The sequence below is a fragment of the Zobellia russellii genome (genome assembly GCF_018728565.1).
Classification (GTDB): domain Bacteria; phylum Bacteroidota; class Bacteroidia; order Flavobacteriales; family Flavobacteriaceae; genus Zobellia; species Zobellia russellii.
In genome coordinates, this window is record NZ_JACSOI010000010.1 from 36,317 (window position 1) to 52,800 (window position 16,484).

General features: G+C 36.1%; 13 protein-coding genes. 3 read left to right on the plus strand and 10 right to left on the minus strand.

Translation table 11 applies throughout. The features are described 5' to 3' along the window. Positions 1 to 18 precede the first annotated feature (18 nt). Both meaB and H9565_RS18090 read right to left on the minus strand, forming a co-directional pair. On the minus strand, positions 19 to 1,062 hold the full coding sequence (meaB, locus tag H9565_RS18085) for a methylmalonyl Co-A mutase-associated GTPase MeaB (RefSeq protein ID WP_215441787.1): 1,044 nt from the start codon (positions 1,060 to 1,062) through the stop codon (positions 19 to 21). Between the two features lie 2 nt (positions 1,063 to 1,064). Beyond that, positions 1,065 to 1,625, minus strand: a complete 561-nt coding sequence (locus H9565_RS18090; protein WP_215441788.1) for a DUF2911 domain-containing protein — start codon at positions 1,623 to 1,625, stop codon at positions 1,065 to 1,067. 154 nt (positions 1,626 to 1,779) lie between these two features. Here H9565_RS18090 and H9565_RS18095 point away from each other — a divergent pair, with 154 nt between their 5' ends. Next, the gene (locus tag H9565_RS18095) at positions 1,780 to 2,205 is read left to right on the plus strand and encodes an organic hydroperoxide resistance protein (RefSeq protein ID WP_215441789.1); all 426 of its coding nucleotides are present in this window, start codon (positions 1,780 to 1,782) and stop codon (positions 2,203 to 2,205) included. Between the two features lie 57 nt (positions 2,206 to 2,262). On the opposite strand, the gene H9565_RS18100 is transcribed toward H9565_RS18095, so the two are convergent. The 3 genes from H9565_RS18100 to H9565_RS18110 all read right to left on the minus strand — a co-directional run bounded on the left by H9565_RS18100 (position 2,263) and on the right by H9565_RS18110 (position 5,176). After that, the gene (locus H9565_RS18100; protein WP_215441790.1) at positions 2,263 to 3,168 is read right to left on the minus strand and encodes an aldose epimerase family protein; all 906 of its coding nucleotides are present in this window, start codon (positions 3,166 to 3,168) and stop codon (positions 2,263 to 2,265) included. Between the two features lie 185 nt (positions 3,169 to 3,353). After that, positions 3,354 to 3,953, minus strand: a complete 600-nt coding sequence (gene msrA / locus H9565_RS18105) for a peptide-methionine (S)-S-oxide reductase MsrA (RefSeq protein WP_246560788.1) — start codon at positions 3,951 to 3,953, stop codon at positions 3,354 to 3,356. A 209-nt stretch (positions 3,954 to 4,162) separates the two neighbouring features. Beyond that, positions 4,163 to 5,176 (minus strand): malectin domain-containing carbohydrate-binding protein, encoded by a 1,014-nt coding sequence (locus H9565_RS18110; protein ID WP_215441792.1) that lies wholly within the window; start codon positions 5,174 to 5,176, stop codon positions 4,163 to 4,165. A 502-nt stretch (positions 5,177 to 5,678) separates the two neighbouring features. Here H9565_RS18110 and H9565_RS18115 point away from each other — a divergent pair. Both H9565_RS18115 and H9565_RS18120 read left to right on the plus strand, forming a co-directional pair. Then, positions 5,679 to 5,918: a hypothetical protein gene (locus H9565_RS18115; RefSeq protein WP_215441793.1), complete on the plus strand. Its 240-nt coding sequence runs from the start codon at positions 5,679 to 5,681 to the stop codon at positions 5,916 to 5,918. A 654-nt stretch (positions 5,919 to 6,572) separates the two neighbouring features. After that, on the plus strand, positions 6,573 to 6,812 hold the full coding sequence (locus H9565_RS18120) for a hypothetical protein (protein WP_215441794.1): 240 nt from the start codon (positions 6,573 to 6,575) through the stop codon (positions 6,810 to 6,812). A gap of 512 nt (positions 6,813 to 7,324) precedes the next feature. Here the strand turns inward: H9565_RS18120 and H9565_RS18125 are convergent. The 5 genes from H9565_RS18125 to secA all read right to left on the minus strand — a co-directional run bounded on the left by H9565_RS18125 (position 7,325) and on the right by secA (position 16,465). Then, on the minus strand, positions 7,325 to 8,539 hold the full coding sequence (locus H9565_RS18125) for a sensor histidine kinase (protein WP_215441795.1): 1,215 nt from the start codon (positions 8,537 to 8,539) through the stop codon (positions 7,325 to 7,327). Positions 8,540 to 8,668: 129 nt separating this feature from the next. Further along, positions 8,669 to 10,060: a Gfo/Idh/MocA family protein gene (locus tag H9565_RS18130; RefSeq protein ID WP_215441796.1), complete on the minus strand. Its 1,392-nt coding sequence runs from the start codon at positions 10,058 to 10,060 to the stop codon at positions 8,669 to 8,671. A gap of 80 nt (positions 10,061 to 10,140) precedes the next feature. Further along, positions 10,141 to 11,349, minus strand: coding sequence for a sensor histidine kinase (locus tag H9565_RS18135; RefSeq protein ID WP_215441797.1), 1,209 nt, complete (start codon positions 11,347 to 11,349; stop codon positions 10,141 to 10,143). 245 nt (positions 11,350 to 11,594) lie between these two features. Continuing rightward, complete coding sequence (locus H9565_RS18140; RefSeq protein ID WP_246560791.1) at positions 11,595 to 12,587, minus strand: sensor histidine kinase; 993 nt, start codon at positions 12,585 to 12,587, stop codon at positions 11,595 to 11,597. Between the two features lie 515 nt (positions 12,588 to 13,102). Next, complete coding sequence (gene secA, locus H9565_RS18145) at positions 13,103 to 16,465, minus strand: preprotein translocase subunit SecA (protein WP_215441799.1); 3,363 nt, start codon at positions 16,463 to 16,465, stop codon at positions 13,103 to 13,105. Positions 16,466 to 16,484 lie beyond the last annotated feature (19 nt).

The window sequence follows — 16,484 nt, forward strand, 5'->3', positions numbered from 1 at the left end:
CAAAATTAAGCTAATTATTTAAGAGCGGCTTTTAAAAATTGCTATCAATTGGTCCGCAGCTTGAAAAGGTGAGATTTTTTTGGAAATTATCTGTTCAATATAGTGGTTTATTTCGTTTGATATTAAGGAGTCTTCAAAAAAATCCGATTTCAGCTTTGCTTCAATAGTTTCGTAGAGCCAGTTTTTATTCTGTTGTATTCTTTTTTTATTGAAATAGTCCGTTTTTCTACTTTGATAAATATAATTCTCAATATTTTTCCAGACCTCTTTAATACCGGTGTTTTCCGTTGCGGAGCAGCAAGATACCGTAGGTCTATATCCATTTTCTTTAGGCGGATATAACTGTAAGGCATTTTCAAACTCACTTTTGGCAATAAGTGCTTTAGGCAGGTTGTCTCCATCGGCTTTATTGATGACAATACCATCTGCCATTTCAATTATCCCTCTTTTAATACCTTGAAGTTCATCGCCTGCACCGGCCAATTTTAAAAGTAAAAAGAAGTCTACCATACCGTGTACAGCGGTTTCGCTCTGTCCAACTCCAACAGTTTCTATAAGAATAATGTTAAAACCGGCAGCTTCGCACAGAATGATGCTTTCTCTTGTTTTACGGGCTACTCCTCCCAATGAATGTCCAGAAGGTGAGGGGCGGATAAAGGCGTTAGAATCTTTGGTTAAAGATTCCATTCTAGTTTTATCCCCTAAGATACTACCCTTGCTTTGGCGACTGGTAGGGTCAACCGTAAGTACGGCAACTTTATTTCCTTTGGAAGTTAATAGTTGGCCAAAAGTTTCGATAAAAGTACTTTTTCCCACACCAGGAACTCCTGTGATACCTATACGTATGCTTTGGATTGGTTTTTGAAGACAAAGGGCAATGACCTTATTGGCTTCCGTAATATGTTTTTGGTGGTTACTCTCAATTAAGGTGATTGCGCGACTAAGTGCAGTTTTGTCCCCTTGGCAGAGGGCTTCGGCCAGTTTATTAGGGTCAATGGTACTTTTCCTTTTTTTCCGAATTTCAGAAATACCTTTTGCATCTATATTTTTATGGTTCTCCACACTTATTTACTAATAGGTACCTTAACTAGTGTTTTATCCCACATGATGCGCATATAGAGCTGTCCTGTATTATCAAAGTCTATAGTAAAATGCTCTACGGTTTCCGCTAATTGTTCGGTTGGGATTTCAATTTCGATAACATCTTCTTCCAGAATACGTGTAGTTTCTTTGCCTCCACTTAATATACTCACCCCCCAGTCAGGTATATTTTTGTTGAATATTACCGACCACGTTTGCCTACCAGGTCTTGTCCATAGAGAATAAACCCCAGAAGAAAGGTTTTTACCGTCAATTTTAATATCCGATGCAGTAGAAAATGTAGTGGGCTCATTTGCTCCCGTACGCCAAACTACATCATAGGGCACGAGCTCGCCAAATATAATTCTATTCTTTTTAGAAGGGCTAGAATAGTTTACGGACAAATCCATTCCGTTATTTGTGTATACGGCCGTCTTTTCCGGACTATGCTTTTTGGTCTGTATTCTCATGTAGGGTCCAACAACAAAAAAGAATAAAAGACCTACTATAGCAAATACGATAAGAATCCATTTTGTAAATTTCATTGTAACGGCATTTGTTACCCCAAGTTACGAATTAGGGGTGTAATCCATTCTTTTTTTAACCGTAAAGATGCTTTTCACATTAATTTAATAATCCATTTTATTTTTTCACAAATTCATAGCTTAACTTCATGAAGTAATCATAAACTTATACGTAATGAAAACTATTTTTAAAGCGGAAGCAACGAATACAGGAGGTAGAGCAGGTCATGTGAAAAGTGATGACGGAGCTGTAGATTTAGATATAAAAATGCCAGGTGCGGACGGAAAAACGGACGGTAAATCTACAAACCCCGAACAGCTCTTTGCTGCGGCATATTCCACATGTTTTGCCGGGGCACTTCAGGCAGTTGCCAAAGAACAAGGTGTAGAGGATCTTGGAGATTTTAGCGTAACGGCTATTATTGGTTTTAACAAGGACGAGGACGGTTTTTTCATAGATGCCACTCTAGACTGTTTATTACCAACTGTAGATAAGCAAAAAGGCGAGGAGTTAATCAATGCTGCGCATGAAATATGCCCTTATAGTAAGGCTACAAGGGACAATATTACCGTAGAACTTAATTTAATGGTTGAAGCATAATTGTCAAGACTAAATGTAAAAGCCCTGAAAATTTTAATTTTTAGGGCTTTTTTTATGCTATTGAACCGAAAAATGATATTTGGATATATTTTGATATTTCTCACCAGGTCTTAATACCGAACTTGGGAAGTTAGGTTGATTGGGGGCATCTGGAAAGTTCTGAGTTTCAAAACAGATTCCCGGAAACTCTGGAGGCGTATAAACAATAAGCGCTGGTTGGTTGGTTTGCACTGTCATTGTAATTCCTGATCTTTTAGATCTAACGCGGGCGGCCAGATTAGTTTTAGGGTGAATGGCAAAGGGAATATCCAATAATGAGTTACCTATGGGCCTTTCTTCAAGAAAGTTATAGGGAGTTCCTTTAACGGACACAAATTTTCCGGTGGGTAACTGATCTTGGTTAGATTCGGTAAAGTGCGTGCAGTTCATCTGTAATAAATGATCTGCTATGCTATCTCCATAATCTAATTTAAAGTACGAATGATTAGTGAGGTTAAGCACTGTGGTACGGTCTGTTTCCGCTTTATGTTCTATAACCAATGCACTGTCTACTATTTTATAAGTAACCGTTACTTTTAAGTTTCCAGGATATCCTTCCTCTAAATGCCCACTAGTGTATGAAAGTTTTACAAAAGGTTCCGGGCCGTTATTGACTTCTTCAAACTTCCAGGTTTTCTGGGCAAAACCTTGCTTCCCTCCGTGTAAATGGATTCCATTAATATTATGTAACGGATATTTTTCTCGGTCTAAGGTAAATCCGCCGTTAGAAATTCTTCCGGCATATCTACCTACACAAGCTCCTAGGCATTTCTTATCGTTTTTATATGCACTGGGGTAGTTAAAGCCAACCACAACATTTGTATAGTTGCCATCATCGCCTTTTACCAATAATTTCTGAATAACAGCACCGTAATCCAAGACAATTAAGATGATGTTTTTTGTCTGTATTGTAACCTGTTTCAAATGTCTCTAATTAAAATTATTGCAAAATTATGTGTTTTTTAGAACACAGGGGTATACTTTGACGCTTATAATAGTATAAGTTTAAAATAGATATTGAAACCGTTCAATTTTTTTGATTTTGGCAATTGGAACAGGATGGTTAAGAATAGATAAAATTAGGTGGATTATAAAACAAAACTTAGGTCTTAATGGGCATCTTCCTTTAAATATTCTTTGAAATTTGCTTTAAACCGATTTAATCTTGGAATGGATACATTGGTGATGTACGAGTTGTTAGGATGCTTTTTTTCATAATCTTGGTGATAATCTTCGGCATCATAAAACTTGGTGAATTGGGTTACTTCTGTTGTAATTGGAGCACCTTCATAAACATTTTGGTCTGTCAGAGCCTTTATGTAACCTTCAATAATCTGTTTTTCTTTTTCATTTTTATAAAATGCAACAGAGCGGTATTGAGCACCACGGTCGGGTCCTTGTCTGTTTAGGGTGGTAGGGTCATGGGAGCCAAAAAAAACCTGTACTAGAGCGGTAAATGAAATAACTTTTGGGTCATAATAAATTTTAACGGCCTCTGCGTGACTTGTCATTCCTCCACCAACTTGCTCATAAGTTGGATTCTTTTCGGTACCACCTGAATATCCGGAAACAACTTCTTTAACCCCTTTTACACTTTCGAAAATGGCTTCTACACACCAAAAACAGCCACTTGCGAAATAAGCAGTTTCAAACTTTTCTAAATCTTGGTTTGTTGGTTTTACAATTTCTTTTTCAACCGTTGACTCCATAGTGGTTTTTTTCTTCTCAACATGTGATTGACAAGAGGTGACTATTAATAGGGATATAGTTGAGATTATAGATTTAAAAATCATTTTTCTGTTTTTTATGGAATTAGTATAAAATAGATACGTTTCCTTACTGACAAAGGTTCAAAAAAAATAGGTCTTCAAGGAATATTTCCCGAAGACCTATAATTTTATAGCTAAAGCTTTTGTTCTTAAGAACCGATAGTTCCTGTACCAAAGACTTCTATTGCAGATATTTTTGGTTTGTTAACAGTGGCCTCCAACATGATATTTAATTCACCATCGGTAACTTCAATATCGTACATTTTACTTCCGGCAGACGCAGCTCCGTGCTCTTTGAATAAATCATAGCCTGTAAAGATTTCTTTATCTTCCATTAGGATATTAAAAATTCTGCTTCCTTCTCCTCCTTCAAACCCTTGTGGGTTCTCAACTCCCCAGTAGATTTCCGCAAAATAAAGCTTTACTGTATATGTACCGTTCGTAACCGGTATATCATATGAGGTAGGCCCTTTGAACATTGGTCCATCTGCAGAAACTCTTTCAGTGAGGTAAATGGCATCCATTTCTGTGTTATCTATTTCAGTAACGAAAGGATTAGTAAACACTTCACTATTCTCACCAAAATATTGATCCTCTAAAAAGGTGATATCTCCAAAAGTTACTTCTGGACCACCACAATTAATTCTAAGAAGAGTAGGTCCAGCTGGTTCAGTTGACTGCTCCGCTTCCTGTGCAGGATTAGATTCATCAGGATTAAAGGTAATATCCACTGTGCTAGTGATGGCTACATCGTCTAATTTTCCAGATACAGTAATGGTTTCTTCAACATCGCCACTAACTGTAGCGGTATAAGTTCCATCAGCGTTATCCGTAACTTCAGAAACAGTAGAAGAGCCAGTAGCCGATAGTACAACGGTGCCTCCGCTTTTGGTCAGTTTTTTTCCATCGGAATCTGCTAATGTAACAGTTACTGTAGATGTACTGATACCATTTGCATGGGCTGCTGCAGTAGCATCTATAACTGTATTCTCATTTGTTGGGTCGGCAACTTGTTCTGGCTCTGGTTCCGGATCCGGATCTGGGTCAGGCTTTTGTTCGGTATCAGTTCCACCATCATCGCTACTACATGCTACGGGTACCATAATGAATGATACGAACAAAGCTGATAGTAACAACCATCTTGTAATTAAATTACGTCTCATAATTCAGTGATTTTAAATTAATCCATTTTCTTTTTCAAAAGAGGGTGCAAATTATATATTTAGGAGTATCGTTCCAATAATATTAACTAATAATCGACAAAAGTTGTGTGTTGATCGTTCGCTCAACGATCTGTTTGTAGGATAAATATTATTTTTTTAAATGTTTCTGTTCTCTATAGGTGCTGATTTATACCTTGGTCATTCCAAGGTTTATCTCTATAAATTATAAAAACAGTAAATAACAATTTCAAAATCTAGCTTCTAACTGATATTTTTCTCTCAATAACTAGTTGGTAAACTTTTCTTGGTCAATAATTTCATCCTCAATCCGATTAAACACACATTGATTCGGTAAAGTGTTTTTTAGCTCGATTACGTTCACCGATGGTTTTTTACACTTGAACCGAAGTTGTGCAGATAACCGAAAATACGAGGTTTTTCAGCGAATGGAACCTCGGTATAATGGGGCCTGTGGCGTTTTATTTATATAAACGCCCAAGTCATGAAAACTATCGCAACTTTAATTTTTGTTCTTTTTATCGGAGTAACTGCTCAAGCACAAACTGCAACCGAAGAGGTTAAAGTTGCTACTGTTGAAATGAGTATCGTTACCGAAACTTCTACCGAAAAGGTTAACTTTGAGAACACAGTAGAAGTGGCACGTTTATACAAGAGAAACAACGCTAGAGTAACTAAAGCGCTTTCTTTCACTACAAAAAGAAACAAAGCTAAGATGGCTTAATCGTTGTTTTTTTAATTTGAACTTATCTTTTAAGAAAAGTACTTATATATTTTAAGGTTTCATTTTAGTAGTTAGGATCTATAAAGTTGTAACATAGTACTTATTTCAACCCCCCAGGCTACTTAATATATGTTGTTCATTAGCATTAGTCCGTATTATATGTTGTAATGCATTAATGTCTCTAGATAACTTATCATTTTTTCTAGCTAGAATACAAGCAGTTGACATAGTTGATTGGAATCATCTTCTATATATAGCAACAAATTATTAGTACAACTCTGGGTTTACTTCATCTATTCTTTCAAAAGAAAATAGAACTGATCAATTTATTATTTATTAAATGAAACAATTCTACTATTGTTGTTATTCTTGATTCGGGATTTTATAGGTAATAAATGTAATGATGATATATAAATGGATTAAAAGTATTGCAAAAGATGAATTAGGATGATTTTTGCTTGAAGAAGAACACCTCTTTTTCGGATTAAATACACATTGATTCGGTAAAGTGTTTTTTGGTCCGATTACGTTCACCGATGGTTTTTTACACTTGAGCCGAAGTTGTGCAGATAACCGAAAATACAAGGTTTTTCGGCGAACGGAACCTCGGTAGAATGGGGCCTGTGGCGTTTTATTTATATAAACGCCCAAGTCATGAAAACTATCGCAACTTTAATTTTTGTTCTTTTTATCGGAGTAACTGCTCAAGCACAAACAGCAACCGAAGAGGTTAAAGTTGCTACTGTTGAAATGAGTATCGTTACCGAAATTTCTATCGAAGAGGTTAACTTTGAGAAAGCAGTAGAAGTGGCACGTTTATACAAGAGAAACAACGCTAGAGTAACTAAAGCGCTTTCTTTCACTACAAAAAGAAACAAAGCTAAGATGGCTTAATAGATACGTATTCCATTTTATTATAAAATGGTCTTAATTTAATGTATTATAACGATTTATATGTGATAATGAATGTTCTGTGATTATATTTAGATTACCCCCGAATTTTAGATGTTAAATCTTTTTAATCTTGCCGTTGCCCTAAGACCTAGGAATGCTTGGTTTACTAAAAGCAATTGTCAATGTTAAAAATTACATTTCTTTAATGGGTCTTGTTTTGGTTTATAGCTCTAATAATATTAAGGTTACTAAGAAAATTAAAACTAGTACCTGCTATCTAACAGGGTGTATTCTAAGAGGCAAAATCATCAGTAAACAACATTTAATGTGTTACTCACAAGGATATAAATCTATTTAGAGTATAATTTTAAAACGATTGCTATGATGTTATTTGTTTTTTTAACAGCTATTGCCTTAATTTTTAGCCATGTAGTATTGTTTCCAAAGACTAAAGGAATACTACGCTCTTTAAAATCTCCAGTAAAGAAATAGTTTTTTGAGTAGCTAGTTTTTTATGCTACACTAGTAATCTGATCTCGTATTTCTTTAAACTTTATAGTGTAGTGGGTTCCTTTTTGACTAAGGTCTCTCATAATAGAACCTTGTAATTGGCGAGATAGATTGTGTATTAATTTAAGTCCTAGTGATTTTGAATTTTTATGGGTAATGTCTTCAGGAAACCCTTTTCCGTTATCACCTAAATTAAGAATGAACTCATTGTTCTCGGCTTTTCTAAGTCTTATGTGTATTTCACCTTTATCTTCATCTGCAATACCGTATTTAAGGGCATTGGTTACAGTTTCATTAATGAGCAGGCCTAAAGGTATGGCCGTGTCTATATTCAGCTTTATATTTGGAATATCTATGTTTAGGGTAATGTTACTACTGGTACCTTTTATAGAACGGACTAAATACTCCGCAAGTTCCTGCACGTAAGATTTATATTCAATTTTAGAAAGGTCTTCTCGCATATAGAGCATTTCATGAACTATGGCCATGGTAATTACTCTATTTTGACTACTTTTCAAAAGGCTTTTAACATCTTTGTCTATAATACTTCTAGATTGCAGGCTTAGCAAACTGGAGACAGTCTGTAAATTGTTCTTAACTCTATGGTGGACTTCTTTTATTAAGGTTTCCTTTTCACGTATTTTCTCTTCGAGTTCATTCTTGGTTTTATACAAGTTATGATGCGCATGGAGCAAGTTTTTACCAAATACGCCACCTAATAGGTAAACCGAAAACAGAACACTTAAAAGAGCGAACAGGTTTTTGGAAGAGTCCGGGACCACATTTTTTACAAAACTAAAATCGGCAATACTCTGGACATAAATGAGCGTAATAATTAACAAATTTAGGTATAGATAGAGTGTGCCATATGCTTTTGTTGTAACGTAACCCGCAATCACAATAAGGGCAAGAACAAAAATAAACGGACTGTTTATTCCTCCCGTATAGAGCGTTATAACACTGGCTCCGGCCAAAGTCATCATAGATACAATGTTATAGGTAAGGGTAAGCCTTTTATGGTATTTGTAGGCTAGCGTATTTATAAGGTTTAGAATGCCAAAAGAAAGAAAGATATAGGGTATTACTTCTATAATATCTAGAAAAAAGAAACAAAGAACAGCAAAGATTAAAGAAAAAACAGAAGAATAATAATTGACTTTTAATACCAGTCTAACCTTGCTTTTTAATCTTTTTTCTAAATCGGTACTCTGCTGCATATAAAGCTAATTTGTATTTCTCTTTAATTGTAAGGAATATCCGCTTGGTTAGGTAAATCTAAATATGTTTTACCGCACAATCAAAGAAGTAGGTTAAATACTACCCTTGGGCCATAGTATTTAACATTTTTATCGTTTTTTTTGAGGTTTTAAATTAGTGAGGTGAGAAATATCAATGGCTTTTCCCTCTTCAATACTACGTCTAGCTCCAATACCAATAAGAATGGACATGGCTCCATCCCTAATACCTGCTGTTCTACCAAAGGGGTCTTCCGCTTCCGATGTTTTAAAAATTTTGTCTTGCAGTCGTTTGTCTCCACCGCCATGGCCTTTTTTCTCCATAGCAACCTCTACATTTTCATGTTCTTTCCAAAGTTTATGAACTATAATAGATTCATAGGATAATTCCTCTTCTTTACTTTGTTTCATTTCATTGGCATGCTTTTCAGCTTCGGAGATGGTGGGGCTATCGTGATAAGGAATGTCTTGTGAAGCCTCAATTCTTCCTTTTGTGCCATTAAAGGCTACACGCCACCCCTCAAAGGGCGAGTAGGTGGTAAGTGAATAATTAAGCGTAGTATTATCCGCATATTTTACTTGAGCGGACATTTTATCATAAATGTCAATGTCATTTCTAAACAAACAATTATCTCTTAGGTACCCATCTTCATGTTCATGGTCTGCATATAGCTCTTTCATAAATTTATCTTGATTGATATCCCAATAAAAGTCACATTCTTTGGTATGATTGCAACTACGGCAATTCTTCCCTCTAAATGGTCCATTTTTTCCATAGAACTCTAAATCTCCATAAGCAAAAACTTTGCTTGGTTCGGAATCTATCCACCAATTTAGTAGGTCAAAATGGTGTGTTGATTTATGTACCCAGAGTGAACCACTACTTTCCATTTCACCATGCCATCTCCTAAAGTAAGAGGCGCCATGGTAAGTGTTAAGGTACCAATTGAAATCTACGGAAACCAAATCCCCAATAGTCTTGTTCATCAAAAGTTCCTTTATTTTAGTGGCATACGGGCTCCACCTATAGTTGAAGCCTACTATTAAATTCTTGTCCGATTTTTTTTCGGCATCTAAAATAGCCTGACATTTTGTTTCATCTATGGTGAGGGGTTTTTCAGTTAGAACATCGCACCCCATTTCCAAACCTTTAATTATAAAATGATGATGTGTAGAATCTTTTGTTGTTACAATAACTAAGTCTGGCCGGGTATCTTTTATCATAGTATCAAAGTCCGTAAAAACAGGACACTTAACCCCAATATATTTTTTAGCGTACGCCAGTCGACTTGGATTTATATCGGAAAGACCAACAAATTCAATAATATCAGAATACTGGTCTACTAACCTTTTTCCCCAAAATGTGATGCCTCTTACGCCAGTTCCAACAAGTACAACTTTTAGTTTTTTAGAAGTGTCAAAGCTAAACGCATGGAGGGGAATGGCAGTGCTGGCGGCAAGCATACTAATAGACGACAGGAATTTTCGGCGGGAATTATTCATTTTTTGGTTCTTTATAATGGTGGCTGTTCTTAAAGATATTGATTTCGTGGGAATTATTGGGTAAGTGTGTTTTGAACCTATCATCCGTTTATACTAGGTAGATGACGTTCCCTGTCTTTGAATGTAATGTGGTAGCCCGTTCCTTTTTCGGTTTTAATTCGGGATACGGAACCTCTTAATTGGCGACCTAGATTATGCATCAATTTAAGGCCAAGAGATGTGGTTGTCTTGTGATTTATATCTTCAGGAAAACCTATGCCATCATCTGTAATATCCAAAGAATAGCTATGGTCTTCATCATTATCTTTTTTTAGGGTGATTTTTATGTTTCCAGAACTGTTCTCAGGAAACCCATATTTTAAAGAATTGGTGACCGCCTCATTGATTAACAGTCCTAAGGGAATAGTGGTATCTAGACCTAGATTTACATCTGGCATGTCTATGGAAACTGTAACATCTTGATTTTTACGGTTTGCAGATTTAACTAGGAAGTCGGTAAGTTCTTTTAAGTAAGGTTTAAATGCAATTTTAGCAATATTATCCCTCATGTAAAGCATTTCATGAATCATAGCCATAGAGTTTATCCTATATTGACTACTGATAGCTAGTTCTTTTATTTTATCGTTCGTAGTATTTTTAGATTGTAAGCTTAAAAGACTTGAAACGGTCTGTAGATTATTTTTTACCCTGTGGTGAACAGTTCTAAGAAGTATTTCTTTTTCTGCAATTCCTTCCTTTATTTTGGCTTTTGATGCAATTAACCTTTCGTTGGTTATTAAAAGGTGCTTCCCAAAGACCCCCAATAAAAGGTATGAACAAAAAACAATACTAATTAGACTAAAATTATCCTTGGCATTTTCCGGTATCTCATTGGTTATGGTACCATACTCACTTATACCATAAATACATAAGATGGAAAAAAGTACAATTGCTAAGTAGATTTTACCAAAAATATGTCCCGCCATGTAACCGCCTAAAATTATAATGCTGAATACAAAAATAAACGGACTGTTTATGCCGCCACTAAAAATGGTAACAATCAATACACCCATAAGGGACAAAAGAGAACCTATTAATGAGCTAATCAATAATTTATTGAATTTTTTATATAACAGCGTGTTGATTAAGTTCAACAGGGCATATAAAATAAAGGTTATAGGTATGTATCCTACAATTTTGAATAGATACATTAACAATATGCCAACTATAAATGAAAGTGTAGATGAAGCATAGGCAAAGTTGATTAACAACCTACTTTGGTTGTCCAATCTACTTTGGATCTTATTCATATGAGGCATTTCTATTTTTATTGAAGCCGAAGCAGAAAACAGGAATAGAGGTGTTAGAATATGGCTCAAGTAGCTAGTAAGCTAGGAGTGGATTCTAAAAAATCTAATACTTAAAAAAGGTAAATTAGGGGCTTCAGGTAGAAAACTACAATTTTATTATGAAATGTCTGTCATTTAATGAAAGAAAAAACTAATTTAGAATAAGGAAAAATAATTTTAGGATAAACCGGTGAACAATATAATAATTATGGTTTAAACTGACTCGAAATATCTTGAAATACTAATTTATAGGTAGTGCCTCTATCAGTGGGGAGATGTTCAATTTTTCCTTGTAATTGTCTAGCAAGATTGTGTATTAATCTAATACCTAGTGTATTCGAGTTTTTGAAGTCATAGTTTAATGGAAAACCAAGGCCATTATCGCTAATTTTTAGAATATATTTATTCTGATATCTTTTCTCCAGTTCAATAGTTATTTTACACTCATCTAAATTTTTGAATCCGTATTTAATTGAGTTCGTTACGGCTTCATTAATTAGTAAACCCAATGGTATGGCCGTATCAATACTAAGTAATGTGTCCGGAATGTCTGTAGAAACTTCTATCTTTCTATCCTTGCGTTCAACCGTTTTTAAAAGATGTTGTGTAAGTTCATTTACGTATGATCCGAACTCAATTTTTGATAGGTTGTCCCTAACGTATAACATTTCATGAATCATTGCCATGGCCGTAACCCTATTTTGGCTACTTCTAACCAATTCTTTTATTTGTTGGTTGGGTGTATTTCTAGCTTGTAAATTTAGAAGGCTAGAAACCGTTTGTAGGTTGTTTTTAACTCTATGGTGAACTTCTCGCAAGAGATTTTCCTTTTCGTCCACACTTCTTTCAATTCTGGCTTTTGAACGGTATAATTTATGATGGGTGTTCAACAAGTTTTTGCCTAAAACACCTCCTAATAAATAAACGGAAAACAATATGCTTAACAAACTGAACAAGTCTCTTGCATCATCTGGCACCTCATTAATTATGAAATCAAAATTAGCATAGTCAATAAAGTATATAGCAACAATGGTGCTTATAATAAGATAAAGATAAATTTTTCCAAAAATCCTTGTAGAGATGTAGCCGGCAAGTACTATGAGTCCTAATATAAAGATGAACGGACTATTTATTCCTCCGCTGAATAGAGTTATTACAATGGTACTTATGAATGATAACACCGAAGTGCAGATTGCCATAGCAGTTAAGTTCTTGTGTCTGCTAAAAGCGGCTATGTTTATTAAATTCAGAAAAAAGTAAAAATAAAAAACATAAGGTATGGTGCCGTGCATGTCAAATACGTACGTGCATACCAAACCTATAATTAGACTAAGAAATGACGAGATATAGTTAAACTTGAGTAGTAACTTTGTCTTGTCATTGATCCTGTTAAGGCGTATTTTGGGCTTTCGCATCTATCCTTTTTGGGTATTCATCTAAATAAAGAAGTGAACCCGCGTGTTATATGCGACACTTCAACAGAGGTACAACAAGCTTTTATTTTAAAGCAAGTGTATTTCTGGAAGTTAAATTCGGAATAAATTAGAGTTATAGTTGCTTAATTTACTGCAACTTAACCTTTGGGGTAATTTATTCTAGCCCTGCAATAGTAGACACAATTGTTTTTAAGTGACCTTTTACTCGTTAATCGGGCAAAAAAAAACGGCAACTTAGAGACAAGCTGCCGTTTTAATGCTGTTATATGTACTAATTTTTAGTTTTCGGTTAGTACCCAATCACCGTTTTCAATAAGTGGTTCTGCCTGCTTATACTTAACAACTTTGCTTTCGCCGGACATAACGTTCTTAATGGTAACCCTATCGTTACGGCCAATTTTTGGTCGTTCGCGAACTATGGTTTCCGTAACTTGTGGACGTTGGCCCTGTGTTTGACCTGCTGCTCTATTTTGAGCCGCCAATTCATCGCTATTAGGAATTTCTTCTTTACTTGTCTGAAGATTTTCCTTTGGTCTACTTACGTTTCTGGCTTCCTGAATCTGGTTTGGGTTCTCACTTGGCAATTCCCCTTTAAACAAGAAAGAAACAACTTCTTTATTTACCTTGTTTATCATCTCTTTAAAGAGTTCAAAGGCTTCAAATTTGTAGATTAGAAGTGGGTCTTTTTGCTCGTGAACGGCCAACTGTACAGATTGTTTTAACTCATCCATCTTACGCAAGTGCGTTTTCCAAGAATCATCAATAATGGCCAATGTTATATTTTTCTCAAAATCCGACACCAATTCCCTACCATTACTTTCGTAAGCACTTTGTAAATTGGTAACCACATTAAGGGTTTTTATACCATCTGTAAAAGGTACTACAATACGCTCAAACTTATTGGCACTGTCTTCATAAACCTTTTTGATAACCGGAAATGCAGTAGCTGCATTACGTTCCATTTTTTCTTGGTAATACTTATATGCCGTGTCATATACCTTATTGGCAATGTCCTGCACACTCATTTTACCAAAATCACCTTCTGAAATAGGAGAAGTGATAGAAAAATATTTTATCAGTTCAAACTCAAAGTTTTTGTAATCGTTTGCCGCTTTATTGGTATCTGCAATAACTTCACAGGTGTCATACACCATGTTAGCAATATCAACCTTTAGACGCTCTCCTTGTATAGCGTGTCTTCTTCTTTTGTAAACGACTTCACGCTGGGCGTTCATAACATCATCATACTCCAAAAGACGCTTACGTACACCAAAGTTGTTTTCCTCAACTTTCTTCTGCGCACGCTCGATAGATTTGGTCATCATGGAGTGCTGAATAACTTCACCATCTTCCAAGCCCATTTTATCCATCATTTTAGCAACACGGTCAGAGCCGAAAAGGCGCATTAGGTTGTCTTCTAGTGAAACATAGAACTGAGAACTTCCTGGATCTCCCTGACGACCGGAACGACCTCTTAACTGTCTATCAACTCGTCTAGAATCATGTCTTTCCGTACCAATAATGGCCAGACCTCCGGCTTTCTTTACTGCTTCACTAAGTTTAATATCCGTACCACGACCGGCCATGTTGGTTGCAATAGTAACCACACCGGGGTTACCTGCTTCAGCAACAACATCTGCTTCTTTTTTATGAAGTTTTGCATTCAGTACGTTATGGTTTACTTTTCTAATGGTAAGCATTCGGGACAGCAACTCGGAAATTTCCACCGAAGTTGTACCGATCAATACCGGTCTGCCTTCTTGTGAAAGTTTGGTGACTTCATCAATAATGGCATTGTATTTTTCACGCTTGGTCTTATAGATCAAGTCATGTCTGTCATCTCGGGCAATAGGTCTGTTGGTTGGTATTTCCATAACATCCAACTCATATATTTCCCAGAATTCACCTGCTTCGGTAACGGCCGTACCGGTCATACCTGCAAGTTTATTGTACATTCTAAAGTAGTTCTGTAAGGTAACCGTAGCAAAGGTTTGAGTAAGCGCCTCAATTTTCACATTTTCTTTGGCTTCTATTGCTTGGTGAAGTCCGTCTGAATATCTACGACCGTCCATAATACGACCGGTCTGTTCATCAACTATCATCACTTTGTTGTCCATAACCACATATTCCACATCTTTTTCAAAAAGTGTATATGCCTTTAAAAGTTGGCTCATGGTATGGATACGTTCACTCTTTACTCCAAATTCTTTAAAAAGCTCTTCTTTAAGTTCGGCCTCTTTTTCAATATCCAGGTTCTGGTTTTCTATTTTTGCAATTTCTCCACCAATATCCGGCATTACAAAGAAATCTCTGTTCTGCTCGCCTGAAATATAATTCACCCCTTTTTCGGTAAGCTCTATCTGGTTGTTCTTTTCATCAATAACGAACAATAGATCTTCATCTACAACAGGCATTTCCCTGTTGTTGTCCTGCATGTAATAGTTCTCTGTTTTTTGAAGTAGTTGTTTAACGCCTTCTTCGCTTAGGAACTTAATAAGGGCCTTATTTTTAGGTAGCCCTCTATGCACACGAAGCAAAAGGAACCCTCCATCTTTGGTGTTACCTTCTTGAATCAGTTTTTTGGCCTCGGCCAAAACACCGGTCAAATGTTGTCTTTGTTTACTTACAATATCCGCAACTTTAGGTTTAAGCTCATTAAATTCATGGCGGTCACCTTCAGGAACCGGACCGGATATGATTAATGGGGTACGTGCATCATCTACTAAAACAGAATCCACCTCATCTACAATAGCGTAGTGGTGTGGGCGTTGTACAAGGTCCTTTGGCGTGTGCGCCATATTGTCCCTTAGGTAGTCAAAACCAAATTCGTTATTGGTACCATAAGTTATATCTGCATTATACGCCGCTCTTCTTCCTTCGGAGTTAGGACGGTGATGGTCTATACAGTCTACAGAAAGACCGTGGAACTCAAAAATTGGAGCCATCCAGGCGCTATCCCTTTTTGCTAGATAATCGTTAACGGTAACCAAATGCGCTCCATGACCGGCCAAGGCATTAAGATATAAGGGCAGTGTTGCCACCAAGGTTTTACCTTCACCAGTTTGCATTTCAGCAATTTTACCTTGGTGCAATGCAATACCTCCAATTAGCTGAACGTCATAATGAATCATGTCCCAAGTTACTTGCTTACCTGCGGCGTTCCATGAGTTTTTCCAAATGGCATTGTCACCATCTAGGGATACATAATCTTTTGAGCCTGATAGTTCCCTATCGTATTCTGATGCGGTAACCTGTATGGTTTCGTTCTTGGCGAAACGCTTGGCGGTTTCTTTTACCACGGCAAATGCTACCGGTAGAATTTCGCTAAGTGTTTTTTCGGTTACTTTATAGGATTCTTCTTTGAGTTTATCTATTTCAGCATAAATGTCTTCGTTCTTATCAATATCCGTAGACGTTTTTACTTCTTCTTCTAGCTCGCTTATTTTTTTGGTGAATTCACTAATATCCTCCGCTATTTTGAGCTTAAAGGTTTTGGTCTTCTCACGCAATTCATCGTGGCTTAGTTCCTCTAATTGCTGTTCAAAAGACCTTATTTGTTCTACAAGAGGCTTTAGCTCTTTAACGTCTTTTTCTGATTTATCACCTACGAATACTTTTAATATCGAATTTAAAAAACTCATTTCTAGCTGTTTTGTATTA

Coding starts and splice junctions, on each gene's coding strand:
- H9565_RS18120 (WP_215441794.1), top strand. CDS start 6,573: ATGAAAACTATCGCAACTTTAATTTTTGTTCTTTTTATCGGAGTAACT.
- msrA (WP_246560788.1), bottom strand. CDS start 3,953: ATGGAGTCAACGGTTGAAAAAGAAATTGTAAAACCAACAAACCAAGAT.
- H9565_RS18115 (WP_215441793.1), top strand. CDS start 5,679: ATGAAAACTATCGCAACTTTAATTTTTGTTCTTTTTATCGGAGTAACT.
- H9565_RS18125 (WP_215441795.1), bottom strand. CDS start 8,539: ATGCAGCAGAGTACCGATTTAGAAAAAAGATTAAAAAGCAAGGTTAGA.
- H9565_RS18090 (WP_215441788.1), bottom strand. CDS start 1,625: ATGAAATTTACAAAATGGATTCTTATCGTATTTGCTATAGTAGGTCTT.
- H9565_RS18140 (WP_246560791.1), bottom strand. CDS start 12,587: ATGGCAATCTGCACTTCGGTGTTATCATTCATAAGTACCATTGTAATA.
- H9565_RS18135 (WP_215441797.1), bottom strand. CDS start 11,349: ATGAATAAGATCCAAAGTAGATTGGACAACCAAAGTAGGTTGTTAATC.
- H9565_RS18095 (WP_215441789.1), top strand. CDS start 1,780: ATGAAAACTATTTTTAAAGCGGAAGCAACGAATACAGGAGGTAGAGCA.
- secA (WP_215441799.1), bottom strand. CDS start 16,465: ATGAGTTTTTTAAATTCGATATTAAAAGTATTCGTAGGTGATAAATCA.
- H9565_RS18130 (WP_215441796.1), bottom strand. CDS start 10,060: ATGAATAATTCCCGCCGAAAATTCCTGTCGTCTATTAGTATGCTTGCC.
- H9565_RS18110 (WP_215441792.1), bottom strand. CDS start 5,176: ATGAGACGTAATTTAATTACAAGATGGTTGTTACTATCAGCTTTGTTC.